Here is a 25624-nt window from a genome sequence, read left to right on the forward strand (position 1 = left end):
ATCGGGGTCAGGCGACAGGATCACTGCTCTTGGCGTGACTCATATGCGGCGGGCAGTGTTCTAGGCATGCGGAGTGATCGCGACCGCGCTCGCCTTCAGGTCATTGAGCGCCTGTACCAAACTGTCGACCGCAGAGACCAATTCGTCGCGGAGCACCGATATCTCATCGTCGTCAACGCCGCCGTCGTCTGTTGGGTCTTCTTCCCCATCCCAATCTTCATCTTCGGTGGTGCCTGACGCCGCACGCATTCGGGCAAATCGTCGAAGGTGCCGGAGCGACCGCTGGTATTCGTCGTCAGCTACATCCTGGCCGAGCCGGATCCACTCTGCCTCTCGTGCGGTCGCGGAGGTGGCAGCCAGTGCCACGGCCAAACGCGCAACTCGATAGGCGCCTCCATCAACAGAGCATGCTCCGGCCAGCACCCCGATGTCTGCAGTCTCGTGCTCAGACGGAGCCTTCGTTCCATCGAAGATCCCTAGTCGTCCCCACGGTTTGTAGGCCTCTTCGAGCCGAGTCAGTGCGGCAAACACCTCATCAAAGCTCTGAAATGGATAGCGATGGACTGGGAGGTGGCCGCGATGGGCCCAGACTTGAAGGATCACTTCGGAGACCTCTGCCTTCAGGGTCGCTTCATGTTCGGGAGGGCAACCTTCAACCTTCGCCAAGAGCTCTGCAAGGTATTGCGCCATCCAGTTTCCAAGTATGTCGCGGTCCCGCAGTTCGGCAGCCAGTCGCGTTCCCAACGAGAGAACGTCGTCAGAGTTCATGTACTTCACCATCCTGTCCGTAGATGTAGTACATCGCGGATGGCTCGGGATTACCGCGCTGGTCGTTGTCTTCGTCATCGCCGTGTCGATGTCGGAATGACGGGTCGGCGCTTGAGTACCGGCGGATCTCAACTTCGACCAGCAGCGACATCTTCTCGGCCCTTAAAAGTTCACGCAGAAACACGGGATCGATGGTGAGTTCATCGCCCGACGCTCCGGCTCTCTCATTCTGACCAATGGGCCGCGTGTCGTCCCATACTGTTGATCTAAGGACGTCTGCACCCTGGCGCGTCCAATGCCGCAGGTCTGCATCCGAACTCAGATGCATGGAATTTACGACTGCCTGGGCGGGACGTGCTGGTGGAAATGAAACGTCGCCTGAATAGGGATCATGCGCATCTAGACCCCTGGTATGACAGGCACTTTCGATCCACCCGCTCAGCTTGAACAACCCAGTATCCGACCAATCATGGTCTTGCGCATCAGGTATACGGAGCGGCGTGACTGACGGTGCCAAACGAAGTGCGCGCAGTAGAGACTCAGCTGTCTGAGGGTTTATGAGCGCGCTGGTTACGTTGGTGTACTCCGATCGCGTGCGGCTCAAAGATGTGCGTCGACCCCATACCGTCGGCCATCCGACACCAGGTTCGAAGTGGGCGTCGAAGTCACGCCGGCTGATCTGGTACACCCATTCATCGAACTTGGAGTCGCGACTTCCTCTGTCGTAGTCACCGATGGACTCCACCGCAGGACCAGCATCACGACGATCCGAGAGCCAACGACCGTCCGAGCGAGTCGGTATGTGATGCTGCAAAAAACTGGCCCACCCATCATCGCCATCGTCATAAATACGTACGGTCGGCAGGCACGCTACGAGCCGTCCGGCGATCTCATAGAGGGCGTGGATCGACAGATAGAAGTCAAGGTCGTCGTTTTCAGGCCAGTCGGCTTTATAGGTCGAGGTGCCCGAGGGATACAGGCCAAGAACATGACGAGTGTCCTCTTCGAATCCTCCGCGACTCGAAACCTGCCATACGCCTACCAACAGGTCGTTTGCGAGGTGCTCTACTACGTCTTTATGGAGTCCGAAAGCGTCTGCGAGCGGGTCGCACCAGTAGTCTGTGTAGTCCATATAAAATCGGAAGTCATTGTCTCCAAGGAAGTCTTCTAATTCATCTTCATTACTGAAACAAGCATGCTTCGCATCGGGAAACTCGCCGCGGCCGTCAACGGACAGGAGGTCTGACAGCGTTATAGCCCTCAGTTCGTGCCGTGAGGCCGGGTCCACCCGCCGAGTACTAATCGGCTCGCCAAGCGTGCCAATGTAGCGAATTTCGTCCTCCGACAGCTGGATTGAATGACTTTGTGCCAACGCGATGAGGACCTTCTTGGCTGTGCGCTGCATTACCACGTGAGGAGATTCAAGGAAGACGACGGAACGCAAGAATCCCTCGAAGGTCGACACCGTCGTTCGCCCATTGGAGGTGCATGCCGCGCCTTCGATCGCGAACAACAACCACTGCCGAGCGTGCTTCTCATAGAAGACTAAGCGAGAATCCACAAAACCATCCACGGCCCGATGCGCCTCAGCGATCTCCCGCAACGCTGATACTTCCTCCGCCGCACCCGACTCAAATAACCACCGAGCCGCGTGTGCGGCACGCCAGCGGATGGCCACCGATGGATCGCCTAAAGCTGCCCAAATAAAGCTGGCTACAGCGATTGGGACGTTGTCCTGAATCTGGGCCGGGGTGTCGCCATCGCCATCGTCTCTTAGAGCGATGTCGGTGAACAACTCGGCGCAGTCGTCGTACATCGCATTTAGGTCTGCGGCATCCAGACGTGCTGCGAGATGGATTGCCAGTGCGTAACACTCACCCGATTCAAGGCGTTCAGGTACGTTGCCGACTCCCTGGATCGCTGCGCCCATTAGTTCAATTGCTGGAATTCCTGTGGAGGCTGCCAGTGGCGCAAGCTGGTCGTACTCAATACAGGCGATTTGGCGGGCGAACCTCTTGACCGCCACACCGCTGAGTGTGATCACCTCGTCGCGAACGCCGTTAGGGAGGCTGGGGCGCGCGTCGAGGACCGAGAGCAGCTTTTTACAGTCGAACAGGTTGAACTGGGTGCTGGCATGGAACGCGGCGACGACATTTGAGAGACGTGAAGGTTGAACTGCAGTCGCAAGTTCGATGATGTCGTCGTTGTATACCGGCGTATCTCGGTCGCGCACGTATGCAAACGCCGCGTCCCAACCTGTCGGCGTATCGAAGTCAAGTTTCTTCAGCGCGTTCAGCGCGGTCTCTCTCCCATCCTTGGGATCCATCCAGGATCGGGAAGTCTCATAGCCGCCTGATGCTTCCCGCGCACTAACGACGTTCCTTTCGTCAGGGTCGTAGATGGTCCCGGTCAAATCGAGACTGATCTCCTCCGCGACAGCGTCAAGTTCCGCGTAGAACGCAGCAGTGCATCTTGTCGATCGCTCTAAACCTCCCAATGCCTCAAGGATCCGTCGTCCCTGCGCGGGATGCTTCGTGAGTGCCTGAATCAACAGCGTCGACGTATGCGCTTCTTCGTCGAAAGCAGTCAGTGCGATGGATGAAAGAGGCCAATCACGAAGGGGGCCATTAGACTTCGTGAAAGCGTTACCAATTTCTGCGAGGGTTGCGGCTCGGCGATCTCGCCACCGGGATGCCATCGCAAGCGCTTGACATGGATTGAGCAGGCCCGCCACGGTCATCGGCTCAACCAGATCGATTTCGTCTTGATAAGAGCGCACACTCTCTGCAATGTGTAGCAGCCGGAATGCGCGGGGGCCACTTGATCCGAGTCGAGCGGCGGATTCGGCGAGTTTCATCAGCGTCCGCCATCGGACGTGCAGATCGTCACCTGCCCGTTCGGTGGTCTCTACCGCATGCTGAAAGTGATGGCGGCACTCGCGATAATCAAAGTTGTACGTTGCCCGCGCAAGCGCCACGAGGTCGTCGCAGAGGGTAGATGATTCCTCACGAGCACGTTCGATGCTCGCTCGCAGAGTCTGTGTGAGTGCGATCGCTAGGCTATGCAACTCGGGATTTGCTGCCGCGATTCGAATAACCTCTGTGAGTGTCGAGCGGGACAGGAAACGCACGTTCTCGGCGCACCATGCCGCGAGTTCTGCCGAAGCCTGAGGAGCTGACGGATCTGCAAGAACTCGCACCGCGATCCGAGCTGAAGCGTTTATGAGCAGCCTGGGAGTCTCATAGTCCGAGTAAGTGCGCATCGTGTTGGCCGCGAGTGTTTGGTAGGACGTTGCCACGTCGACGCTGAGCCCGAGAGCGACTGAGGACCACAAATCCAACCACTTGCAGAGTGGAACAACGTTTTGCCGGTATTCACGTAGCGACTGAGAGTCTCTGTGCGGCTTCTCTTTCGCACGTTGGATGTCGGGACCGGCGACCGTATCCGCGTCAAGATCCCGTTCTTCGAGGCGCGATCGTATGGCGAAACCGCGCAGTGCGGACACTGTTTTTCCGCGATACCACGAGCTTGTGGTGACACCTATGTTCTCGGGTAGGTACAGATCGAGGATACGTATACCCTCTGCTTTTTCCAGCAGGTTGAGTCTTGTCCCGAGCGCAACAATCCACCAGATGCCATCTAAGCCAGGGGTCGGGCTCAAATAGTCTGAGCGATCCTCGCTGAGATCGATTGCGTGCTTGTGTCGTTTCAACATCGTGACGATCCGTCGAACAGTCGGCGTCGACAAAGCGATGTCAGATTCCCAGCTCGCTTGTGCTACAGCAAGTTGGAGATACTTGAGCGGCTTTGATCCGCTCGCTAGCTCTTGCAAGTCATCAAGACGTCCGACGTTGGCCAAGCGACGTGCCACGACGATCCCTGCATCGAACCCGATGGTTCGTGGCGTCCATCGTGCAAGGAACGCGGCACAAGCCTGGGGACCGTCAGTATTGATGTAGGCCCAAGCGAGTTCGGCAATGTCTGAAATTCGAACGTGGCTTTCTTCGTCGGCAAGGACCGAACGGTCAACCCATGCTTCGGTCCATTCCACCGCACTGCGGAGGCGGTTGCGCGCGAGCGCTTGCTGGCCCGACGCTTTGGACAGTAAAGATGCTTCGATGACGAGATCGGATCCGGGCCACTTGCCCGCTAATGCTCGAGTCGCGATGAGGTGTTCAAGGAGACTCGGTTCGAGAAACTCGGCTGCGAGGTCCGGATTTTGGCGGATAAGCTCTAGCCGTCGGCCGTGTCCCGCTGCGAGATTCCCGGCCTTCAGAGCCAAGCGCCCGGCCGGAGCATTCATCCGTGCACGCAGGGCCCCCTTAAGCGCCAACTGCACAGTATGTTGAGCAATCTCATATCGCTCCAAGTCTTCCTCGCGGGGCGAGGACACGGCGAAGAGCCCTTCAGGTTTGGTTTCTGACAGCGCGAGCTGGACAAGATCGTCAATGCGGCCGGCATCGAGTAGCAGGTCCGGCAGCGACGTTGCGACGTACGGGTCTTGTCCCGCCAGTTGCATGACTCGACCAAGGAAATCGGTGAGAGCTGCACCTGTTGGCTTGTAGTGCTTCTGAAACCAGGTCTCGGTCGGTTCATCGCGAAACTGCACCGCGCCGCCATCAATGACAAGCGGTCGCCTGAGGTCGGTTACCAACGACTCCGGTACGCCAGCGACAGACGCCAGCACCCTGATTGGAATCATTGGCCGGAGAGCTGCCATACATTCGCACATGCGATCGACATCTCTCGGTGCATCGCGATGGGCGTCTTTGGCGTTTTCAATCGCAGTCCGGATTGATTGATCGATGATTTGCTCGCTGGATTGCTCGCGACCCCCGAAATATTGGAGGACTTCGTGCGCAGATGTTTTGGATTCCATGGCGTCGGCTTGACCACGTGGATTTCCGCCGGACACTCGGTGGAACTCAGCTCCATCTTCGGAGCTGACATCTGGGAAGCGGGTTGCCAGATGTTGCATCGATTCGGATTCGTCAAACCCTTTGAGTTCGATCGTGAGTGCGTTGGGAGGAGGCTCCAACAGGCCCAGCCGCTCAGTTCTGCAGAGGATAACCAGGCGACAATTCCCAGGTAGTGACTCTCGAAGTAGTTTGGGGACAAAAGATTTGGCTTCTAGATCTCGCGCCGCAAGGCACGCGTTGTCTGCTGCATCGACGACAACAACGAGCAGTGCCTCATCGTGGGCTGCACGCAAGAAGGTGCAAGCGTCGTCGATTCTGCGATTAAACGTGCGGAAGTAGTCGGAGGAATGAGCCGATGCAGATGGAATGACTTGTTCGCATAGGCCCTTAGCCGCCAACTCGTTACAAATCTGTATGAGCCCCTGTCGGTCTTCATGGCGTGGACTGCTCGGCCGACGATACGTTCCGTTGCCGAAGCAGTCATACACCACAGACGTGGAGCCTGCCGGCATGCGACTGCCCAACTGTTGCGCAAACATGCTTTTCCCTACGCCACCTGCCGCGTGCACGATGACGGGTGACGAGGTTGGACGTGCGATCATCTCGGCCAACAGTTCGTCTTGATGAGTCACGATCATGGAATCCGGCATAACGATCATGTTCTGTGCTGGCATGAGTTGTTCTTCGGTGACCCTCAGTGCGGCCAGTACGTCACGGCGCAGAACGCGCGGGTTCGCTGAGTGCAGAGATGTCGCGCGAATCGCGATCATCTCCTTGAGGAGAATGTGGTCATTCGTGGGTGCGCCTGGCAACAGGCCAGCAAGGTGATTCTCGAATTGCTCGCGCAGTAGCTGGAGGTTGGGTGTGCTGTCCTCAATCGCTACCTGTCGAACGAATGATGCGATTTGTTTGTCCGTAATGACCGTACGCAGCCACTTTCGGAGGTTAGTGGCGGCTCGTTTGGCGTTGGGCTCCGCGTCGCGCACCCCGTGTCCGAGTATGGCCAGCGCTGTATGCACGTCCGGCACTGCCGGACGGTTGGTAGTGAGCGTGAAGGTGACGCGCTCGACTGAATCCGGGTGCTCATCGAGAAGCTCTTTGTATCGCTCGGCGAAGCCGAGCAGAGTCTTCTTGAACCACGACGCAGTCCACGGACTGTTCTCTTGAAGCGTCGTGTGCTTGAACTGGCGGTAGACCACCCGCTTGGCTGTGGCAAGCTCCGACGAGCCGTAATACTCCGCGAGGTCGATTACCTGCTCACCGCGTCTCTTGCGAGTGTCGTTGTCGGAAGATCCCTCGACGACGATCATCACCAAGTCGCCGTTCGGCTCCAGGAGTTTCAACGAGTGCCGCGCGGCCCAGACATAGTGGAATTGATCGCCGTCGCGGCTTGGGCGCACAGGGTCAAGCAGTTCCATTGGGCGCAAGTAAACCCGCTAGTTGCCGTTGACGGGATGAGGACGCGCCGGATGCCGGCCCGAGTCCGGACTCGGCGTAGTCGCGCTTGCGCAGCAGACGTTGGTTGTGGGGGTCAGCGGGATGGCAGGGCGACGTGGCGCCGTAGCAGGGCACGTATGCGGGCTGGCACCATGGTCGGTGGGCTGGCGATCATCCGGGCGGCCACGCGTGCCGCATCGCCACGCTCGCCACGCCGGGTCGTCTTGGGATCGTCCATGTGCCATTCCGCAGCGAGGTATTCGGGCTGGGTCGCGACTATCTCTAGTAGGGTCCCGATGTCCTGGAGGTCGTGCTCGACGGCGCGGACTGTGCGTGCCAGCATTTTCAGTACGAACGCGGCTTCGACGTCGGGGACGGGTATCTCAAACCCGATGGTGTCGCCGTTGGTTAGCCGGGCGGTCACTGCCACGCGGATTGGGCTTGACGCCAGCGCCAAACGCAGCCCCGGCGCCCCGTCGAACGCCCGCTCGCCGATGTAGCACACACCCGGTTTTGCCTCGGTCGGGACTAGGAGGTCGATTGCCTGATCGCCGCGTACGTAGCGGTTGCTCGACTCGGGGGTGTATCCGAGGTGGGTGAACTGGTCGTGAAATTCGCCTTCGGAAGCCACATTGACGTCGATTCCGGTGTCGGCGTCCGAGGTCAACCGAGGCGTGCCCGGCACGTTGTAGATGTGGCGCAGGAGCCTGACCATGTGACCGCCGATGATGAGGTACTCGCGGTCGCCGGCCGCCGTGGCCACGTCGCGAAGGGCAAGCATGCCGTGGTCGTCGGCTGCCGCGGTGCATGCCAGGACGACCGATACCGGTGCGGTCATCTGGCCGCGATCCAGTTAGCGAGCCGGTCCGGGGCGCCGTCACCAAGGTCTGCGCCAGCAGTGAGGTCTTTGAGTACCACTATCGGGTCCACGGTCGGCAGGTCGAAGTGTTCGCCTTCGCAGGTTTGATGCCACCAGGCCGCGGTCGTCCAGACGGTCGGGTCGGCCGGAACCCGTAGCGTCAACGTCGCTTCGTCGGCGGTGGACTCCACCAAGTCAGAGACGGACAGATCGATCAATTCCTCGGAGTAGACGAGGCCTCGGGTCGGTATCCGCCAGGGCCGCAGCGCATCCGCGGCGACTTCGCCGCCGGCGAGGATCCGCACTGTCAGCTCGTGACCGAGTTTGATGGCGCTGCGGACCTGCTGTACTACCGGTTCCATGCCGTACCAGTAGGTTTCGACAAGTCCGTCGTCGGCGGGGATCGACGCGAGTGCAGCAAGGCACTCACGTCTGGCATCTTCGGGCATGGGGGTCTTCGGCAGGGGATCTTTCTCGGCCATCTGGGATACGGCCTGCTGACTTATTCCGACCGCCGTGGCGATGTCGCGCTGGCGCAGGTGTTCGCGCGTCAGCACGCAGACACGCTCCGCGGCGTGTCGCCGTCGCCGGCGCTGGCTTACTGCGCGAAGTTGATGACCCGCTTTGGGGTTTCGGTAGACCTTCCCGGAAAGCACTAGTTCACCGGTATCGCCGATGCTGAGATCGACTGCGCCCTCGTCTAGGAGCGCAGTGCGAGCCTCGTCTGCGATGGTTTCGCAGATGACCAGAAGTCGGTGGCGGGGATGGTGGCGAAGATGCTCACGTACCGGTGCTGGTGACGCGAGGCGTTCGGTGACCAAGAACTCCGCTGTAACTGTGTGATCTCCGAGGCGGTAGGTGACGCTGTGAGCGTCACCCGCTACGACAGGGACACCTGCGTCGGCTAGTCGCGCGGGAACCGAGGTTGATCTCACTGAGATACAGTATCAAATGATCTTCGTCAAACAAGCTATTTGGCAAAAGTCTTAGTTTGCTTGTTTGACGATACATCTAGCATTTGGTATAATTCATCGCTTTGGTTGCGGGCCCGTACAGTCGGTGACGGGTCCGCCGACCCGTTCGACATGTCGGGATCGGATCGTTCCATAGCCTTGGTAGGCGAATCCCTTGGAACGATCACTGGCCTGGCCATATCACCGGGGTCAAAGCCGGGGTGGTTCAGGGTCACGTCCTTTACGCTCCGCCAGAATCTCAGACTGTGGCGTAGTTAGTCCCGTCTGACCGCCTGAGTGAGTTCGCCCCGTCGGAGCGGGTACGGGTCGTTGCGGTTGATCAGCGCAAGAAGACACCTCGTTACGTGGTCGAGTTCCTCAATGGCGAGAAGGCCGGCGCCGTCGAAAACGTAACTGCTGGGCGTCTGTGTGGCCCCTGGTGCGGGTTGAGGGCTACGACGAGTTACATGGCGCACCTTGCGAATTGCTTAGCTAACCTAAATTGTGTCCGAGGGGGGACTTGGCCACTTACGACACGGGTTCTGACCTGGCGAATCGGTACCTGATCGTCATCCATGCCGGGGTCGACCCACCTCTGACGTCGAGCGGTCGGATTAGGGGTCGAGTTGGGCGGGGGCGAGTCGGCACCCGGCGGCTTGGGCTCCGGCGTGCAGGCGTCGGTCCCAAACGGCGACGATCAGGCCGGGTTCGCCGACTGCCAACGCGCTGGCCAGATGGACAGCGTCGGCTTCGCGCAAGGCATGGGCGCGGGCGAGGCGGCCGGCGTGCTGTTCAACCGTGGCGGTGAGTTCGATTGGGCGGGTGGCGGCCCAGAAGTCCTCCCAGTCACGCTCGGCGTCGGCGAGCTCGGATTCGGTTAGGTCGTGATTGCGGGCTGCTGCAGCGAGTGCGGCGCGGACTTCGGGGTAGGCCAGGCGGCTGGACAATGCGGCGTCGCAGCCGTCCCACAGCGCGGATGCCAGCGAGCTTCCTGTCTCGGTGGTGAGAAGTTTAACGAAGGCGCTGGCGTCGAAGTAGACGAGCGGCACCGGTCAGCGCCGCTGGTCGCTGACCTGGTCAGACACCGGCCGCCGCGGTCGGGGCCGGGACCGTCCCGCAGCGACGGGCCGCTGCGCGGTGGCCCTGGCAATCACGCCTTCGGCCGTGAGACGCTCCAAGGTGCCTGCGCTGTCCAGCGCAGCGAGTCGCGCGACCGGAATCCCGCGGTCGGTGATGACGACCTCATCACCAGCCCGAACTCGATCGAGCCAATCGCTAAGGTGCGCGCGCAACTCGGTCACGGATACCTCCACACCGTGAACTGTACACTCGCTGAACCGTGATTTGTACATGTCACTTCTGAGTGTGGCAACGACGACCTGAGAGATTGACCCGCGCAAGCCGGAGGCGAGGTGGCAACGGGCCGGTACACCGATTCGTCCGCGGTGCTGGCGACGCCGAGACGGTCGATATTATGGTGGCTGGTGGCCTTCCGTCCAAGCTGCATCCGAAGGTGTTGCGGCGGAAGGTGTTTGCCGTCCCCGGTGGGACTTCGGCGCGGCTGGCGTTCGTGGTCAGCTGTATGAAGACGGCAGCGCCTCGGTGTCGGACGCCGGGTCTAGCTTGCAGCAGCGGGCTCTTGAATTCTCTGCGTGAGGTGCTGTGTGCGGTGACTGCCGACGATCGCCTTCATTGGCGTTCTGTTGCCAGCGACCCGATTGAACGACTCTCCCAGTAGTAACAGTTGGCCTGAGTCGCGAAGAACCTCGACATCCCTTGGATCGTATTCGTATGACGGAGCGTGCTTCAAGCTGGTGTAGGCGTCCCAGAACAGTTGGCTCCACATGTCCAGTTGGTGGCATTACCCCGAGACCGTGGCTAAGAGACCGAAATCACAACTACCCGTTTGAAATTCAATAGCCCACAACTGACTAGGAACATAAGGGGTAACCGAGCTTCAACTTGGGTGCGATTGCTGAACAACCGTTTTTACTCAATCGTCACGTCGAGGGGCTCGCCCATCGGGCGGCCAGGAGTCGGTACCCGACTCAAGCGGAATATTCAAGGATCGAAGCAGGATCGAAAAGAGCCGCCAATTGGCGATCGCTCCGACAAGTTCGACCAAAACCGCGTGATCGCCATTGAATGCCTTGTGGCACGCGGCCCAGTTTTCCTCGGCAATGACCCCGTCACGTACCACATCATCGGTCGCCGCCAGGACCGCACGCTCGGCATGGCCCAGACGATTGGAACTCTGCCAGTCACGCACCGCCAGAAGGTCATCCGAAGCCACACCGAGCAGCGTCGCGATTCGCCAATGCTGTGTCCACTCATATACCGACCCCGTTACCCAGCCGATGCGCATGATGATCAATTCGCGTAGCCGGGCGTCGAGCACACCGTTAAATAGCAGCGCCTCAAGCATTCCGTACAGGGCCACTGCGAGGCTCGGCTGGTGAAGTGCCACGCGAAATACTGACAGTTCTGCCATCTCTGCGGGCAGCCCACACTCGGCAGCCCGCAGCCGGGCCTGCTCAAGGTCGAGCATCGGTACGCGTTCCGTTCTCGTCACGTGTGACCTTCCTCTGTTGAAGCTCCGCATGCTGTGAGGGCGTGGGCACGAAGACGTTGTGCAGGGCCGCACTCGATTTGGCATTTTCATCTGCAAGCGAACTGAGCAGCGGCGCGAGACCAGCGAATCCGGTTGATTCTCTTGTGATCCGGTCGAACGGCCAGCGGCGCGTGGCCAGAATCTCGAGGGCTGCCCGGTAGGCGGGATACTCCACGCCGAGTGCACCGGCGATGTGTAATTCCTTATACACCAGCGTGTCTGGTTCAAAGCCGGGCGCGCCGCCTCCGCCGCGGGTGCCAGCAACCACGACCCTGCCGCCAGGCCTGGCAAGGGCGACGGCGTCGGCGAACGCGGAGGGTGCTTTGGCGGTGACATCGATGACCACGTCGGCAAGCTGTCCGCCTGTCTCACGCTGGAGCGCTGTCACTGCATCGTCCTGCGATACGTCGATGGGCAGGTCGACACCGAATGATCTGGCTATGGCCAGTCGCTGATCGTCGCGTGGACCGATGCCGGTCATCGCGACGAAAGCGGCTCCCGCCTCTTTCGCCGCCACCGCCGCGCAGATCCCGCGGATGCCCGGTCCCAGTATCGCTACGATACCCCCCGCCTTGGTGTCGGGAAGAGTTTTCCCCCATTGGATACCGGCCCCGAGAGGGTTGAACAACGTGGCGAGAACGGGGTCCATGTCTTCGGCAATCGGGAGTAGCATCGCGTCCCACGGAAGCTCCACATGGGTGGCGTATCCGCCCCATAACCCGGCGCCGATCTCCACGTCGACGAACCCGAACATGGTGGCGATGCCGTTCACCGCACATCGCCGGTATTCGCCGCGGCGACACTCCGGGCAGTCTCGGCAGGACCGGAACACCTCGACGGCCACGCGCTGGCCGGCCCGGACGCACCAGCGTTCGCTGGCCGCATTGCCGACATGTTCGACGATGCCGACGATTTCGTGACCTGGAACGAATGAGAAGCCGGCAGGCAGGTGTCCGGTGAATTGTTCGTGATCTGTACCGCATAGACCACATGCTTCAACTCGCAGGATCGCACCGCGGTCACCGACGTCGGGGATGGTCATCTGGCGCCGCTCCAGATTCCGCGGTCCGGTCAACACCATGGCCTCGGCGATCATGGAAGCTCGAATCCCGTGGACGACCCTGTGTTTCGGAGGCAAACCGTTCTGCCAACGTACATCTCGCCCGCCATCGCCTCGGCAATCTGCGGATCGTCGCTGCGTGCGACGACTCTTCGCCCGTCGGACAGGTGCGCGATGGTCGGTGTCCATCGAGGTCGCCCGTCTCGGTCGTATTCGACCGTGTACCCGTCCACTGTCGCGCGACCGGTCGCCTCGTCGACGCCTGCGACGGCCAGCCGCGATGAATCGATCGGAGTTTGTTCGTCTGCCGTGTCGATCAGTCGCCACCCGGTTGGTGGAGGGGTGGCCGACCACACACCGACCGAATGTTTCGTCGAATACCAACCGAGGCCGGTGACGACGTCGTCCCCGCGATGGGTGACTTCGCCTACGCCGACCGCCACCGGAGTACGCGCTTCTACCGACAATCGATCACTCGCTCAGGGCCACGGGCTGTTGTGAGACACGAATGCGATGGTGTCATATCTGCAGTCAAGCCACAATGGTGTGCGCCCGCGGCATACTGGCTGTTGTGTCGACGAAGTTGGTGCGATGGGGTGCCGCCGCGCCGTCAGATCGTGATTCCGCTCGCGACCGATTGCTAGATGCTGCCGAGCGGTGCCTAGAGAGTTGCGGCGTGGTAGGCACGACCATGGAGGACATCGGCAGAACAGCGGGTGTCTCCAGGGCAACGGTGTATCGCTACTTCCCTAATCGGGAGGCGGTGATGTCGGGCGTCATCATTCGCGCCGCCGAGCGCTATCTCGATCGCATCAACCCCCGGATCGCGGAGCACACCGATCTGGGCTCCGCTCTCGTCGATTTCGTGGAATACACAGTTGAGGCCGCGCGCCGCGAAGAGATCATCGGATTGTTGTTCGGCAGCGACGAGGAACTCGCCGGCGTTGGCCTCGCGGCGGGGACCTCGACGTCACTCTTCGAACTCGTCACCGAGTTTCTCCGTCCCATCTTCAGGAGACACTGGAGTTACGTAGAACCGGGCGTCTCCGTCGACGACGCCGCCGAGTGGGTTCTCCGCACGATACTGAGCCTGCTGACTGTTCGAGGACCGCGGGAGCGCAGTCGTGACGGGCTCCGGACATTTCTTTCAAGGTTTCTCCTTCCCGCAATCCTGGCGAGCGACCATTGTCGACCGATGTGACAGACAAGGCGTAATGTCTCAACCACAGCTGAGGTAGGAGGCCGGACATGTCTGTGCAGTTCACCGCGTTCAACCAGCAGGTCGCTGAACAACTGCAGAGCGCAGCAGAAACCACGGGCGGGCTGGCCGGTTACCTCGGCTTCCGGCACACTGAATTCACTGCTGGACGGCTCGTCGCGGAGATGGACGCACGCGACGACCTGAAGACGCCTTTCGGCAACTTGCATGGCGGCTGCTTGTCGGCCATGGTCGACCATTGCCTTGGAGTGGTGTTTTATCCCGTGATTCCGATGGGATCCTGGGTCGCGACGACGGAGTTCAAACTGAATTTGCTTCGTCCAGTCTCCAGCGGAACCTGTGTAGCCACGGCTGAGATCATCTCGCTGGGCAGAACCAGCGGTGTGGCACGTATCGACATCTGCAACGACGGCAGAGCGGTGTGTGCGGCGCAGGGCACCGTCACCGTCGTCGCACCGAAGGCCATCTCTTGATGTCTGCAAACAGAGCACATGATTCGTCCGCTCCTGTCGTCGAGCGCGTGCCCACGGTGGATGGGCTCTCGCTGGCGGTCGACTTCTACCGCTGTGACGGACCGCGGGCGGTCGTGTTGCTCCTTCACGGCGGTGGTCAGAGCCGGCACGCCTGGGATGTCACCGCCCAACGATTGCATCAGCGGGGCTACACCGTTGCCGCCTACGACGCAAGGGGACATGGTGACAGCGACTGGGATCCAGACGGACGCTATGACATCGAACGGCTGGGGTCCGACCTGTTGGCCGTGCGCGCGTACGCCGGCTCCGCCCGCCCAGTTGCCGCGATCGGGGCATCGTTGGGCGGTTTGACCATCCTCGGCACGCACTTGCTCGCCCCATCGGAGCTATGGCAGGCCGTCGTCCTGGTTGACATCACTCCGCGAATGCAGATGCACGGCGCCCGCCGAGTCCTATCGTTCATGTCGGCCCATCCCGAAGGTTTCGACAGCCTAGAGTCGGCCGCTGACGTGATCGCCGCCTACAACCCGCACCGCCCTCGCCCCGAAAACGTCGACGGCCTTCAAAAAGTCCTCCGCCGACGTGGAGACGGTCGCTGGGCCTGGCGATGGGATCCGGCGTTTGCGACGTCGAATTTTCAGTTCCTGCAGAGTGATTCAGACGACGGCGCAGAGGAGTTCGAGATGATGAGCGCATTCCTTGTCGATGGCGCGCGACAGGTGTCCGCGCCGGCGCTGCTGGTCCGCGGCCTGCTGTCGGACATAGTCTCCGAAGAGACAGTGAAGGATTTCCTCACCTTGGTTCCCCACGCGCAAACCGTTGACGTGTCGGGCGCGGGCCACATGGTTGCTGGCGACAACAACGACGCATTCTCGACGGCGGTCGTCGACTTTCTCGACCGTACCGTTTGACGCCAGTCGTCGGGCTGCGCGGGAGATCCCAGTTCGCCACCTATTCTGCTCGTATGCCAACTGATTCGGCGCGGATGTCGTTTCGCCGACATATCCGCGAGCAGGTCTTGAGGGCGACACGGGAACTCACCATTGAGAAGGGCTGGGAACAAGTCCGAGTGAGTGAGGTCGCCGAACTTGTCGGCGTCTCCCGACCGACGCTATACAAGGAGTTCGGCGATAAGCAGGGACTTGGTGACGCGCTCGTGGTGGCCGAGGGTCAGCGCTTCCTGGAGGGTATCCACGCCATCCTCGCCGAACACACCGGCGACGTTCAGGGCGGCATCACCGCAGCGGTGCGGTTCACCCTGCGTGAAGCAGAAGCCAGTCCGCTCCTGAAGTCGGTGCTGACGTCCAGCCACTCAGGGGATGATCGCGCCGGTGCGCCGACGACGGGCGTTCTTCCTCTCCTGCCGACATCGGCGTCCCTGCTCCAGCTCTCCTCCGCGGCTTTGGTCGCGTGGTTTCACGACCACTTCGCCGATCTCGACTCCGAAGACGTCGAGGAGGTCGCAGACGTTCTGGTGCGGCTCACCGTGAGTCACGTCGTCCTTCCCTCCGCGGACATCGCCACCACGGGTGCGCGGATCTCGCGGGTGGCGCTCCGCTACCTCGGCGTTGGCTATAGATAGCTGTGACTTGAGCGGTCTTAGCCTCGATCCACTGACAATGGACTGTTTGTCGGGGTGTCGGGATAAGGAAAGTGCGTTCTGAGCTGGGAAGATTGATATTGTTCAGGCAACAATCGGTCCAGTTCGAGAACGGCACTTCCGGCGCGAGTGTCCCACACGTTCACCCCGCGGTCCGATGTGTTCGATGAGGACATCTGGTGTCGTGCGCGGGCCTGGTGCCGGTGATGGCGCTGGCTGAGCAGGCAGGCCTATCGGAGTTGTTGGCCAACAAGATTCACATCGCAGCTCCCAGGGTCAAGTCGAGGTCGGCCAATCCGGCTCCGAAACTGGCCACCCTGATCGCGAGCATGTACGCGGGCGCGGATTACATCGATGATGTCGACCTGGTCCGCGCTGGCGGCATAAAAACCCTTTTTCCGCCGGGTGTATCCCCCGTCAACGATGGGAACGCTGTTGCGGGAGTTCACTTTCGGTTATGCCCGCCAATTGGATTCGGTGCTGGCCGAGCATCTGGCCGGCTTGTGTGACCGGGTGAATCTGCTGCCCGGCGCGCAGGCTCGGGCCTTCATCGAACACCCGGGGAGAGGCGACGCTGCAGAAAGACGCCGCAAAGGTCGGGATCTCCGGACCCGCCGGGACAGCTCAATGTGGTGAGAGCCGAAACTCGCTCGGAGAGCGGCCGGTCCATCGCTTGAAGGCGTGTGAGAAGTTGGCGAGGTCGCTGTATCCGAGATCCGTGGCGATCTCACTCACCGATAGGGATCGGTCGAGTAGCTGCAGCATCGCGCGCTCGCGCAGGAATGCTTGGCGCAACTCGCGAAAGGTGGTCTCCTCTTCGGAGAGGCGCCGCTTGAGTGTGCTGGTGGACATCGACAGCTCATGTGCGAACCAATGTTTACTTCGGCGTCCGGGCTCCTTCTGCAGCAGCCGTCTCACCTTCTCCGAGAACGACGTGGTTTCGCTCCGCTGGTCGAGAGTTCGCTGCAGATCGACGATGGCGAGTCGGTATGCGACGGGATCGGAGAACCGGCACACCTCGTTGAGCGTGTCCGCGGGAACATGGAGGAAGGACATCGGAGCGTCGAAGAACAGGCGCCCGGCGGTAAGGTCGTCCTCGCGATCTTTCAAGGCGGCGGGCGCTGGCCAACTCAAGTGGAGTGTGAGGGTCGGCGCCGCACGGACGAGCATGTCCAGCAGTCGCAACAACGCCAACCCGGCGTACGTGACGGCGAGGCAGTCCAGGGCACGATCGCTGGTGTGTCCCCAGAGCCCGACGGTGAGGCCTTGGTCATCTGGATGAAACTGTGCTTTGACAGCCGTCGTGATCAACGGCAGATAAGTCAGCAGCTCTACGATCTCGGCCACTGAGCCCGCGCTGACCAGCGGAACACTCAGCGGGCCGAAGGACGTCAACTGTGCCTGTTCGGCTAACGCAAATCCGAGCAGCGTTGCCTGATCGATGTCTAGACCGGGGTACGCCTCACGAAACCACCGTAACGGGGCCTGGATATCACGCTGAATCAGCGTCGCCTCGTCGGTTCCTTCGCGAGCCATGATGTTGCGAAGCCGCGCGACGGCGTCTGGGTCAAACGCCGGGCTCTCGAGCATTTGCACGAATGCGAGTGGGGGCACACCCGCGTCATTGGGGTTCACTGACCATGGCCCCTTTGAGCCGAAATCACAAGTTTCTGACTCCGGCGAACATAGCCGCAGCGCTCATCTGGCGCAAGACTTGTGTCAAGTAACTGAGGACACGCAAGGAGCCTGGCTATGGCAGTTGTCACATTTGTCTCCCACGGCGGCGAGAAGTATGAGGCGCCTCTCGAGGAAGGTCAGTCACTGATGCGGGTCGCGACCAACAATGCGGTGCCCGGCATCGACGGCGACTGCGGAGGCGAAGCCGCGTGCGGCACCTGCCATGTGATCGTCGATCCGCAATGGTCCGATCGGGTCGGCCTCTCCGGGGCCAATGAAGAGGAGATGCTCGCGATGAACCCCGAGCGTCAGCCGACCTCCCGGCTGTCCTGCCAGATGCAGGTCTCTGAGGCGTGGGACGGTTTGATCGTCCATCTGCCCGAGTTCCAACTGTGATGACGAAAGAGAGGTGAGACGTGAGCAATATTCGCGAGGCAGTCACTGCCAAGGCTCAGGCAACAATTCCGATGGACCGAATAATCCAGGGCGCCCACCTCTACGACAGAACGCGGCGCTGGGTCACCGGCACCAACGGTGAAAAAATCTTCATCGAGCGACCGATCCCGCCGGCTGACGAGGTTGAACTGACCGACATCGACCTTAGCAATCCTTTCCTCTATCGTCAGGGTCGCTGGAAGTCCTATTACGAGCGCCTACGCAACGAGGCTCCCGTGCACTATCAGGCCCACAGCGCGTTCGGCCCGTTCTGGTCGGTGACGCGGCATGCCGACATCGTGGCCGTCGACAAGAACCACGAGGTCTTCTCCTCCGAGCCGTTCATCGTCATCGGGAGCCCGCCGCGCTTCCTCGACATTGCGATGTTCATCGCGATGGACCCCCCAAAACACGACCGGCAACGGCAGGCTGTCCAGGGTGTGGTCGCACCGAAGAACCTGCGTGAGATGGAGGGCCTCATCCGCGAGCGGGTGGTAGACGTGCTCGACGCTCTGCCGCTTGGCGAACCGTTCAACTGGGTGCAGCACGTCTCGATCGAGCTAACCGCGCGCATGCTGGCCACGCTGCTGGACTTCCCGTTCGAGCAGCGGCGCAAGCTCGTCCAATGGTCCGATCTCGCCACCTCCATGGAGCAAGCCAACGGTGGGCCCTCGGACAACGACGAGATATTTCGCGGCATGGTCGATATGGCTAGAGGTCTCAGCGCTCACTGGCGGGACAAGGCAGCCCGGACAGCTGCCGGAGAGCTGCCCGGCTTCGATCTGATCACCATGTTGCAGAGCGACGAGAGCACCAAGGACCTGATCGATCGCCCGATGGAGTTCTTGGGCAACTTGGTATTGCTGATCGTGGGTGGCAACGATACGACCCGCAATTCCATGAGCGGTGGTGTTCTGGCGCTGAACGAGTTCCCTGACCAGTTTGAGAAGCTGAAGGCGAACCCCGAGCTGATCCCCAACATGGTCTCGGAGATCATCCGGTGGCAAACCCCGCTCGCGCATATGCGCCGGATCGCCAAGGCCGACACTGTGCTCAACGGGCAGTTCATCCGCAAGGGCGACAAGGTCCTGATGTGGTACGCCTCGGGCAACCGCGACGAGCGCGTGTTCGATCGGCCCGATGACCTGATTATCGATCGGGCCAACGCCCGTAACCACATCTCCTTCGGTTTCGGCGTGCACCGCTGTATGGGTAACCGGCTGGCCGAGATGCAGTTGCGGATCCTGTGGGAGGAGCTGCTTCCGCGGTTCGAGAACATCGAGGTCGTCGGTGAGCCCGAGTACGTGCAGTCCAACTTCGTGAGGGGGATCAGTAAGCTGATGGTCCGCCTCACCCCGAAAGGTGGCGCATGACCGTGCAGCGAGCGGTCATCGCGGGGGCCAGCCACGCGGGCACCCAGCTCGCCGCCAGTCTTCGCCGAGAAGGGTGGGACGGCGAAATCGTCCTCGTCGGCGATGAGTCGGCGTTGCCCTACCAGCGGCCCCCGCTGTCCAAGTCGTACCTGGCCGACAAATGCGAACTGGCCGAACTCGCGATCCGCAACTCGGATTTCTACGCCAAGCAGCGGATCCGACTCCTGGATGCGACGGTGGCGGCGGTCGACCGCTCGGCTGGTCATGTCGTGCTGAGTACCGGCGACGCACTGCCCTACGACAAGCTCGCGCTGTGCACTGGCGCCCGGCCTCGTCGGCTCCCCACCCCGGGAGCGGACCTGGCCGGAGTCTTCTACCTACGCACCGCCGCGGACGGCGAGATGATCCGAGAGGCCGCCGGCCCCGGGCGTCGGGCGGTGATCGTCGGCGGCGGCTACATCGGACTGGAGACAGCCGCCTCGTTGCGTGCACTGGGTCTGGAGGTCACCCTGCTCGAGGCGACCGGGCGCGTCCTTGAACGGGTCACCGCCCCGGAGGTATCGGAGTTCTTCGACCGGATCCACCGGGAGGAGGGCGTCAACATCCGGACGGGCACGCTGGTCGAGGCTCTGTCCGGCGACGGCAGGGTCCGCGAAGTAATCCTGGCCGGTGGCGAATCAATTCCCGCCGACCTCGTCATTGTCGGCATCGGCGTGGAGCCGAACACCGAGCTCGCCGCCACCGCGGGCCTGGTCGTCGACAACGGCGTCGTGATCGACGATCAGGCCCGGACTAGCGACCCCGACATCGTGGCCGCCGGGGACTGCGCCAGCCACGACATGGCCCGTTACGGCCGTCGCATCCGCCTGGAGTCCGTGCCGAGCGCGGCCGAGCAGGCCAAGGTCGCCGCCGCGACCGTCTGTGGGAAGTCCAAGAAGATAGCGGCCCTTCCATGGTTCTGGTCAGATCAATACGACCTCAAGCTCCAGATCGCCGGTCTCAACACCGGGTACGACGAGGTCGTCCTCAGCGGCGACCCGACCCGGGAGCGCGACTTCACCTGCTTCTACCTCCGTGCCGGCGAGCTTCTTGCCGCCGACTGCATCAACCGTCCCCGCGACTTCATGTTCAGCAAGCGGGTCATCACGCAGCAAGTCGCCGTCGAACGGGCCGAACTGGTGCTCGCCGGCTCGGACTGAGGTGCCGGCGGTGCGTAGGCGGTGGGAACGACGACGGCGGATGCGACGCGTGTCTTGGAGAGGTACTTCAGTGACAATTGCCATCCAGCCCCGCTGGCAAAGGAACGCTAGCGGCTGCCCGGCGGTCGCCTTGGCGCAGCGCATCAGGACCTAGTGGGGTTTCCCAACGAGCATGACGATTCTTTCCGGAGGAGCAGCGTCAGAAGTCGGTGCCTGTTCTGTTCTGTTCTGTTCTGACAATGAGGTTAGTTGAGGTTGACGGTGGCGGTATTTAGGGACGAGGACGAGGTCTATGCCTTCCTGGGCGGGATCTTTCGGCGGGGTTTGGAGAAGGAAGGTCTGGCGGACAAGCTCGCGAATTCGGGTGTGGTGTTGCGGGTGCATTACACAGATCCGGATGCGGTTGTGACGGTGGACATGCCGAACAAGGTGGTGGAGACCGGAGCGGCCAGTACCGCGGTGCCCAACGTGGAGTTGTTCATGTCGGCAGACACGGGGAACAAGTTCTGGTTGGGGAAGGTGAACTTGACGATGGCGATGGCCAAGGGAACGGTACGTGCGAAAGGTCCGGTGCCGAAGTTGATCAAGTTGATCCCGCAGGCCAAGAACCTGTTCCCCGAGTACCGGTTGATGCTGGAGAGCCAGAATCGGCAGGACCTCATCGATGCGTGACCCTCGCCTCACCGCGGGCTGTAGGGCGGGTGTGCGATGAGGAGCACGATGCAGGACGTTGCGTTGACTGTGCCCGCGATCGTGGCCCATGCTTCGGCAGTTCATGGCGATCGCGAGGTGCTGACTGCGCGCGGACCCCGGCAGATCTCTGGGGTGTCCTATCGCGAGGTGGGTGAGCGTGCGGCACGGTTGGCAAATGCTCTGCGCCAGATCGGCATCCGTGGAGATGAGCGTGTCGCGACGTTACAGTGGAGCAACCAGGAGCATCTGGACTGTTACGCGGCGGTGCCGTCGATGGGCGCGGTGCTGCATACGTTGAACCTGCGGCTGCCGCCGGAACAGCTGACGTGGATCGCCAATCATGCCGAGGATCGGGTGATCATCGTCGACAGTACGGTGCTGGCCCTTTTGGCGGCGGCGTTGCCGTCGATGACCTCGGTGCGCACGGTGCTAGTGACCGGAACCGGCGATCTTGCCGCGGTCGAGGGGTGCGGAAAGGACGTCCTACGGTACGACGATGTGGTGGCCGCCCAGTCGAGTACGTTCGACTGGCCCGACGTCGACGAGCAGTCGGCCGCAGCGATGTGCTATACGAGCGGTACCACCGGGCACCCGAAAGGTGTTGTCTACAGCCATCGTTCGACGTGGTTGCACTCGCAGGCGGCGTGCACCTCGAATGCCTTGGGCATCGGTCATGACGACACGGTGTTGGCGATCGTTCCGATGTTCCACGCCAACGCGTGGGGGTTGCCGTATGCGGCGATGATGGCCGGCGCGCAGCTTCTGCTGCCTGACCGTTTCCTGCAGGCGGGGCCTCTAGTGGAGATGATCGAGGCGGTGCGACCGACGATGGCGGGGGCGGTGCCGACGATCTGGACCGATGTTCTGCACTACCTGCGCGACAATCCCGGCCATGACGTGAGTTCGCTGAAGATGGTGGCCTGCGGTGGTTCGGCGGTTCCGCGGTCGTTGATGACCGCCTATGACGAGCTGGGCATCCGCATTGTGCAGGCTTGGGGGATGACTGAGACTTCCCCGCTGGCCTCGGTCGCTCTGCCGCGGAGTTCTGATACCCCGGAGAGGTCGCTTCACCTGCGCGCAACCCAAGGCCGGGTGGTGGCCGGTGTGCAGGCCCGCATCGTCGATGACAGCGGTGCAGAACAACCGTGGGACGGAAAATCGGTGGGGGAGATTCAAGTCCGCGGCCCGTGGATCACTCAGTCGTATTACGAGAATGACAGTCCGGCGGCGTCGCCGGACGGGTGGTTGCGTACCGGGGACGTCGGGACGATCAGCGCGGACGCGTTCATCGCGCTGACCGACCGCTCCAAGGATGTCATCAAGTCCGGGGGCGAATGGATCTCCTCGGTGGAATTGGAGAACGAGTTGGCCGCTCACCCTGCGGTGCGCACCGCCACGGTGATTGGAGTGCCCGACGACAAGTGGCAGGAACGGCCGCTGGCGGTGGTCGTCCTGGCTGCCGACCGCACCGCCACCGCGGCGGAGCTGACCGAATTTCTGCGTGCGCGGGTGGCCAAGTGGTGGCTACCGGAACGGTGGGCGTTCGTCACCGACATTCCGCTGACTTCCACTGGCAAGTTCGACAAGAAGAAGCTGCGCCGCCAGTTCGGCGACGGTGACCTCATCATCGAGACGCTGGCGTGAATCATCAATCCACTGCGACCGAAACACTGACGTTAAGGAGACACACATGAAGACACGTGCTGCAGTGCTGTGGGGCCTAGGAGAAAAGTGGGAAGTCGAGGACATCGAGTTGGATCCTCCCGGCCCCGATGAAGTGCTCGTCCAGCTGACCGCGACCGGGTTGTGCCATTCCGACGAACACCTCGTGACCGGCGACCTGCCCATTCCGCTGCCCGTCGTCGGTGGCCACGAGGGTGCCGGCACCGTGGTCGAAGTGGGTGCGGGTGTCGAGAACGTCGCCGAGGGCGATTCGGTGATCCTGACGTTCCTGCCGTCGTGTGGGCACTGTTCCTATTGCGCGCGGGGGATGGGGAACATGTGCGACTTGGGTGCCGCGCTCATGATGGGACCCCAGATCGACGGCACTTACCGTTTCCATGCCCGGGGTGAGGACGTCGGCCAGATGTGCCTGCTGGGCACGTTCTCGGAATACACCGTGGTCCCCAAGGCGTCTCTGGTCAAAATCGACCAGGGGACACCGCTGGACAAGGCGGCGTTGATCGGGTGTGGTGTGACGACCGGGTACGGGTCGGCGGTGCGCACCGGTGAGGTGCGTGCCGGGGATACCGTGGTAGTGATCGGAGCCGGTGGCATCGGCATGAATGCGATTCAGGGTGCCCGCATCGCGGGCGCGTTGAACATCGTGGCTGTCGATCCGGTGGCGTTCAAGCGTGAACAAGCCGGCGGTTTCGGTGCGACGCATGCCGTTGCCACGATCGACGAGGCCTGGTCACTGATCAGTGACATCACCCGCGGCAAACTCGCCGATGTCTGCGTCTTGACCACCGATGTCGCCGAAGGGTCCTACATCGGCGAGGCGCTGTCCTTGGTCGGTAAACGCGGCCGTGTGGTCGTTACCGCGATCGGGCACCCCGAAGACACCTCGATGTCGGGTTCACTGCTGGAATTGACGCTGTATGAAAAGCAGATCCGCGGCGCTCTGTACGGTTCGTCGAACGCCGCCCACGACATCCCGCGGCTCGTCGAGCTCTACAACGCCGGACACCTCAAGCTGGATGAGCTGATCACCCGTGAGTACACCCTCGATCAGATCAACGAAGGCTACGCGGATATGCGATCGGGCCGCAACATCCGAGGACTCATCCGATTCTGATAAAGCAGCCGAAGCGCGGGAGCGCGACCACGGGAGCAAGCGAGCTGAGTACAACGGTTGAGTGCTGCGCGTCTGTGGCTCTTACCGTTGACGTGTTGATGCAGGACTAGCGATCGAAAGTCAATGTGCCCCATCGCCATAGGCGGTCGAGATGCGCGGCTGAGGTTGGCTGCGGTCACGCGTGTTGGTGTTGGCACCTACTGTCAGCCGGGAAGCCGTGATGAAACGTAGCTTTTGACGAGTCTCAACAGTGCTACTGACAAGGAAGGAAGCGGCGATGACGAGGATTCAAATTCCCTATCCCCATAGGAGGGGAGGGCACTGTGGTTCCGGTGCGCTTCGTGACCTTACTGAATGGGCCCAACTCGGATGGGGGACAGAAGCACTCAGTGAAGGATTGGTCTTCACCCTCGGCGGAGCCTTGGACTTCTCGTACGTCCGCTCTACGCAGTTGTTCCCCCAGGTGTACCTGGTAGGACGAGGAAGCGACCTGGAACAGGATTACCTCTCCCGGGTTGGCGCAAAGTTCGTCGTGCGATCGACCGATGACCCGGACGTGGGATGGGCATTTGTGACCGACGAAATCGACAAAGGTCGACCCGTCATGGTCTGGGCTGACATCGGCGAACTTCCTTACCTGCGCGTCCGATTGCACATGAGCCGTCACGACATTGTCATCACCGGATACGATGACGAACAACGGGTCGCCTATGTGGTCGATAATGACCGCGAGACAACCCAGACGGTGGCCTACGACGACCTACGCCGGGCGCGGTCCTCGGTCGGGTTTCCCACACCTACCCGGCACACCACATATCACGTCGACTGGCCAGAGCGAGTGCCAGACCTTGGGCCGATCGCGGCCGCTGCACTCGCCGCGAGCGCAGCGTTCATGCGCGGCGGTGCCGTAGGTGCGCCGCTACTGCGCATCGAGGCAGCTGAAGTCGAATCTTCCGGTTTGAAGGGTGTGCAGGACTTCGCCGATGACGTAGGGCATTGGCCAACGCTGTTCGATGACGATGCCCTGACCGCGGCATTGTTCGGGCTCGGGGCGTTCATCGAGAAAGCCGGTACCGGCGGCGGGCTCTTTCGTACGCTGCAGGCAGACGGTTGCCAGAACATCGCCGATCTCCTAGATGACGCCGCCACTGCCGAAGCGGCTGCCGCGGCCCGACATGCTTCCAAAGCGTGGTCTACGCTTGCGGCCGCAGCCACGGATGCCGGCACATCGCTACGGAGTCGTAGTCTAGCTGCGGCCAAAGTCGCCGCGACGATCCCGGACGCCGAAACGCGCCTCGTCGAAGCCCTCGAAACGGCCAGTCGATCCGTTGGCACTGTCGATACCGGCATCGAAGCTCATCTGAAAGGCTATCCGTGAGTGGCACTTCAAATCAATCGAGTTTCCTGAAGACTACTGGTTTCTCGATTGGCAGCATGACGATGTTCAGCGCTTCGCCCAGAACGCGGTCGGTGACGTTCGTGACCCTTGTGCAGAAGGCGAGGTTGACCGTCACCGCTGTGGGGGACAGGATTTGGTATGACCCCTATAGC

General features: G+C 61.5%; 19 protein-coding genes and 3 pseudogenes. 12 read left to right on the forward strand and 10 right to left on the reverse strand.

Translation table 11 applies throughout. The annotated features are described in order from the left end of the window. Positions 1–60: 60 nt before the first annotated feature. The 9 genes and pseudogenes from AWC16_RS07015 to AWC16_RS07060 all read right to left on the reverse strand — a co-directional run. Positions 61–768 (reverse strand): hypothetical protein, encoded by a 708-nt coding sequence (locus AWC16_RS07015; RefSeq protein WP_234812159.1) that lies wholly within the window; start codon positions 766–768, stop codon positions 61–63. Next, positions 758–7105: a hypothetical protein gene (locus tag AWC16_RS07020; RefSeq protein ID WP_085264060.1), complete on the reverse strand. Its 6348-nt coding sequence runs from the start codon at positions 7103–7105 to the stop codon at positions 758–760. The genes AWC16_RS07015 and AWC16_RS07020 overlap by 11 nt, the downstream gene beginning before the upstream one ends. Positions 7106–7218: 113 nt before the next feature. Next, a complete protein-coding gene (locus tag AWC16_RS07025) occupies positions 7219–7962 on the reverse strand; it encodes a hypothetical protein (RefSeq protein ID WP_085264061.1) in 744 nt (247 codons plus the stop codon). Beyond that, entirely contained in the window at positions 7959–8804 is an 846-nt protein-coding gene (locus AWC16_RS24640) for a hypothetical protein (protein WP_234812160.1), read from the reverse strand. Before AWC16_RS24640 ends, AWC16_RS07025 begins: the two co-directional genes overlap by 4 nt. A 746-nt stretch (positions 8805–9550) precedes the next feature. Continuing rightward, positions 9551–9985 (reverse strand): type II toxin-antitoxin system VapC family toxin, encoded by a 435-nt coding sequence (locus AWC16_RS07035; protein WP_012394840.1) that lies wholly within the window; start codon positions 9983–9985, stop codon positions 9551–9553. 3 nt (positions 9986–9988) lie between these two features. After that, positions 9989–10443 (reverse strand): annotated as a pseudogene (locus tag AWC16_RS24980) (type II toxin-antitoxin system Phd/YefM family antitoxin). Between the two features lie 486 nt (positions 10444–10929). Further along, positions 10930–11508, reverse strand: coding sequence for a carboxymuconolactone decarboxylase family protein (locus AWC16_RS07050; protein WP_012394838.1), 579 nt, complete (start codon positions 11506–11508; stop codon positions 10930–10932). Next, the gene (locus AWC16_RS07055) at positions 11471–12643 is read right to left on the reverse strand and encodes a zinc-dependent alcohol dehydrogenase (RefSeq protein WP_012394837.1); all 1173 of its coding nucleotides are present in this window, start codon (positions 12641–12643) and stop codon (positions 11471–11473) included. Before AWC16_RS07055 ends, AWC16_RS07050 begins: the two co-directional genes overlap by 38 nt. Next, positions 12640–13008 (reverse strand): annotated as a pseudogene (locus AWC16_RS07060) (hypothetical protein); the annotation flags it as partial. The pseudogene AWC16_RS07060 and the gene AWC16_RS07055, both read right to left, overlap by 4 nt. Before the next feature lie 275 nt (positions 13009–13283). Here AWC16_RS07060 and AWC16_RS07065 point away from each other — a divergent pair. From AWC16_RS07065 to AWC16_RS24985, 5 genes and pseudogenes are all read left to right on the forward strand, one after another. Further along, positions 13284–13808: a TetR/AcrR family transcriptional regulator gene (locus AWC16_RS07065; protein WP_008256180.1), complete on the forward strand. Its 525-nt coding sequence runs from the start codon at positions 13284–13286 to the stop codon at positions 13806–13808. Positions 13809–13861: 53 nt separating this feature from the next. Further along, positions 13862–14299: a PaaI family thioesterase gene (locus tag AWC16_RS07070; RefSeq protein ID WP_041325313.1), complete on the forward strand. Its 438-nt coding sequence runs from the start codon at positions 13862–13864 to the stop codon at positions 14297–14299. Then, positions 14299–15210, forward strand: a complete 912-nt coding sequence (locus tag AWC16_RS07075; RefSeq protein WP_012394833.1) for an alpha/beta fold hydrolase — start codon at positions 14299–14301, stop codon at positions 15208–15210. Before AWC16_RS07070 ends, AWC16_RS07075 begins: the two co-directional genes overlap by 1 nt. A gap of 92 nt (positions 15211–15302) precedes the next feature. After that, positions 15303–15881, forward strand: a complete 579-nt coding sequence (locus tag AWC16_RS07080; protein WP_172827193.1) for a TetR/AcrR family transcriptional regulator — start codon at positions 15303–15305, stop codon at positions 15879–15881. A gap of 147 nt (positions 15882–16028) precedes the next feature. Beyond that, positions 16029–16454, forward strand: a pseudogene (locus AWC16_RS24985) (IS1380 family transposase); the annotation flags it as partial. A 69-nt stretch (positions 16455–16523) separates the two neighbouring features. On the opposite strand, the gene AWC16_RS07090 reads toward AWC16_RS24985, so the two are convergent. Beyond that, positions 16524–17489: a helix-turn-helix transcriptional regulator gene (locus AWC16_RS07090; RefSeq protein ID WP_046188922.1), complete on the reverse strand. Its 966-nt coding sequence runs from the start codon at positions 17487–17489 to the stop codon at positions 16524–16526. Positions 17490–17651: 162 nt separating this feature from the next. On the opposite strand from AWC16_RS07090, the gene AWC16_RS07095 reads away from it, so the two are divergent. From AWC16_RS07095 to AWC16_RS07125, 7 genes are all read left to right on the forward strand, one after another. After that, positions 17652–17972 (forward strand): 2Fe-2S iron-sulfur cluster-binding protein, encoded by a 321-nt coding sequence (locus tag AWC16_RS07095; protein WP_012394830.1) that lies wholly within the window; start codon positions 17652–17654, stop codon positions 17970–17972. A 71-nt stretch (positions 17973–18043) separates the two neighbouring features. After that, positions 18044–19384, forward strand: coding sequence for a cytochrome P450 (locus tag AWC16_RS07100; protein ID WP_046188902.1), 1341 nt, complete (start codon positions 18044–18046; stop codon positions 19382–19384). Then, positions 19381–20583, forward strand: coding sequence for an NAD(P)/FAD-dependent oxidoreductase (locus AWC16_RS07105; RefSeq protein WP_012394828.1), 1203 nt, complete (start codon positions 19381–19383; stop codon positions 20581–20583). Before AWC16_RS07100 ends, AWC16_RS07105 begins: the two co-directional genes overlap by 4 nt. A gap of 261 nt (positions 20584–20844) precedes the next feature. Beyond that, complete coding sequence (locus AWC16_RS07110) at positions 20845–21255, forward strand: SCP2 sterol-binding domain-containing protein (RefSeq protein ID WP_016889191.1); 411 nt, start codon at positions 20845–20847, stop codon at positions 21253–21255. 48 nt (positions 21256–21303) lie between these two features. Further along, on the forward strand, positions 21304–22920 hold the full coding sequence (locus AWC16_RS07115) for a fatty acid--CoA ligase (protein ID WP_081288818.1): 1617 nt from the start codon (positions 21304–21306) through the stop codon (positions 22918–22920). Positions 22921–22966: 46 nt separating this feature from the next. Further along, complete coding sequence (locus tag AWC16_RS07120; RefSeq protein ID WP_046188899.1) at positions 22967–24073, forward strand: NDMA-dependent alcohol dehydrogenase; 1107 nt, start codon at positions 22967–22969, stop codon at positions 24071–24073. A gap of 277 nt (positions 24074–24350) precedes the next feature. After that, complete coding sequence (locus tag AWC16_RS07125) at positions 24351–25451, forward strand: BtrH N-terminal domain-containing protein (RefSeq protein ID WP_046188921.1); 1101 nt, start codon at positions 24351–24353, stop codon at positions 25449–25451. The last annotated feature ends 173 nt before the right edge of the window (positions 25452–25624 follow it).

Source organism: Mycolicibacter longobardus, from assembly GCF_002102265.1.
In the GTDB taxonomy this organism is placed as follows: Bacteria; Actinomycetota; Actinomycetes; order Mycobacteriales; family Mycobacteriaceae; genus Mycobacterium; species Mycobacterium longobardum.

Excerpts from the sequence above, each read along its gene's own strand:
- AWC16_RS07120 (WP_046188899.1), top strand. The coding sequence starts at position 22,967 with ATGAAGACACGTGCTGCAGTGCTGTGGGGCCTAGGAGAAAAGTGGGAA.
- AWC16_RS07020 (WP_085264060.1), bottom strand. The coding sequence starts at position 7,105 with ATGGAACTGCTTGACCCTGTGCGCCCAAGCCGCGACGGCGATCAATTC.
- AWC16_RS07095 (WP_012394830.1), top strand. The coding sequence starts at position 17,652 with ATGGCAGTTGTCACATTTGTCTCCCACGGCGGCGAGAAGTATGAGGCG.
- AWC16_RS07100 (WP_046188902.1), top strand. The coding sequence starts at position 18,044 with ATGGACCGAATAATCCAGGGCGCCCACCTCTACGACAGAACGCGGCGC.
- AWC16_RS07090 (WP_046188922.1), bottom strand. The coding sequence starts at position 17,489 with ATGCTCGAGAGCCCGGCGTTTGACCCAGACGCCGTCGCGCGGCTTCGC.
- AWC16_RS07115 (WP_081288818.1), top strand. The coding sequence starts at position 21,304 with ATGCAGGACGTTGCGTTGACTGTGCCCGCGATCGTGGCCCATGCTTCG.
- AWC16_RS07025 (WP_085264061.1), bottom strand. The coding sequence starts at position 7,962 with ATGACCGCACCGGTATCGGTCGTCCTGGCATGCACCGCGGCAGCCGAC.
- AWC16_RS07075 (WP_012394833.1), top strand. The coding sequence starts at position 14,299 with ATGTCTGCAAACAGAGCACATGATTCGTCCGCTCCTGTCGTCGAGCGC.
- AWC16_RS07055 (WP_012394837.1), bottom strand. The coding sequence starts at position 12,643 with ATGATCGCCGAGGCCATGGTGTTGACCGGACCGCGGAATCTGGAGCGG.
- AWC16_RS07125 (WP_046188921.1), top strand. The coding sequence starts at position 24,351 with ATGACGAGGATTCAAATTCCCTATCCCCATAGGAGGGGAGGGCACTGT.
- AWC16_RS07015 (WP_234812159.1), bottom strand. The coding sequence starts at position 768 with ATGAACTCTGACGACGTTCTCTCGTTGGGAACGCGACTGGCTGCCGAA.
- AWC16_RS07105 (WP_012394828.1), top strand. The coding sequence starts at position 19,381 with ATGACCGTGCAGCGAGCGGTCATCGCGGGGGCCAGCCACGCGGGCACC.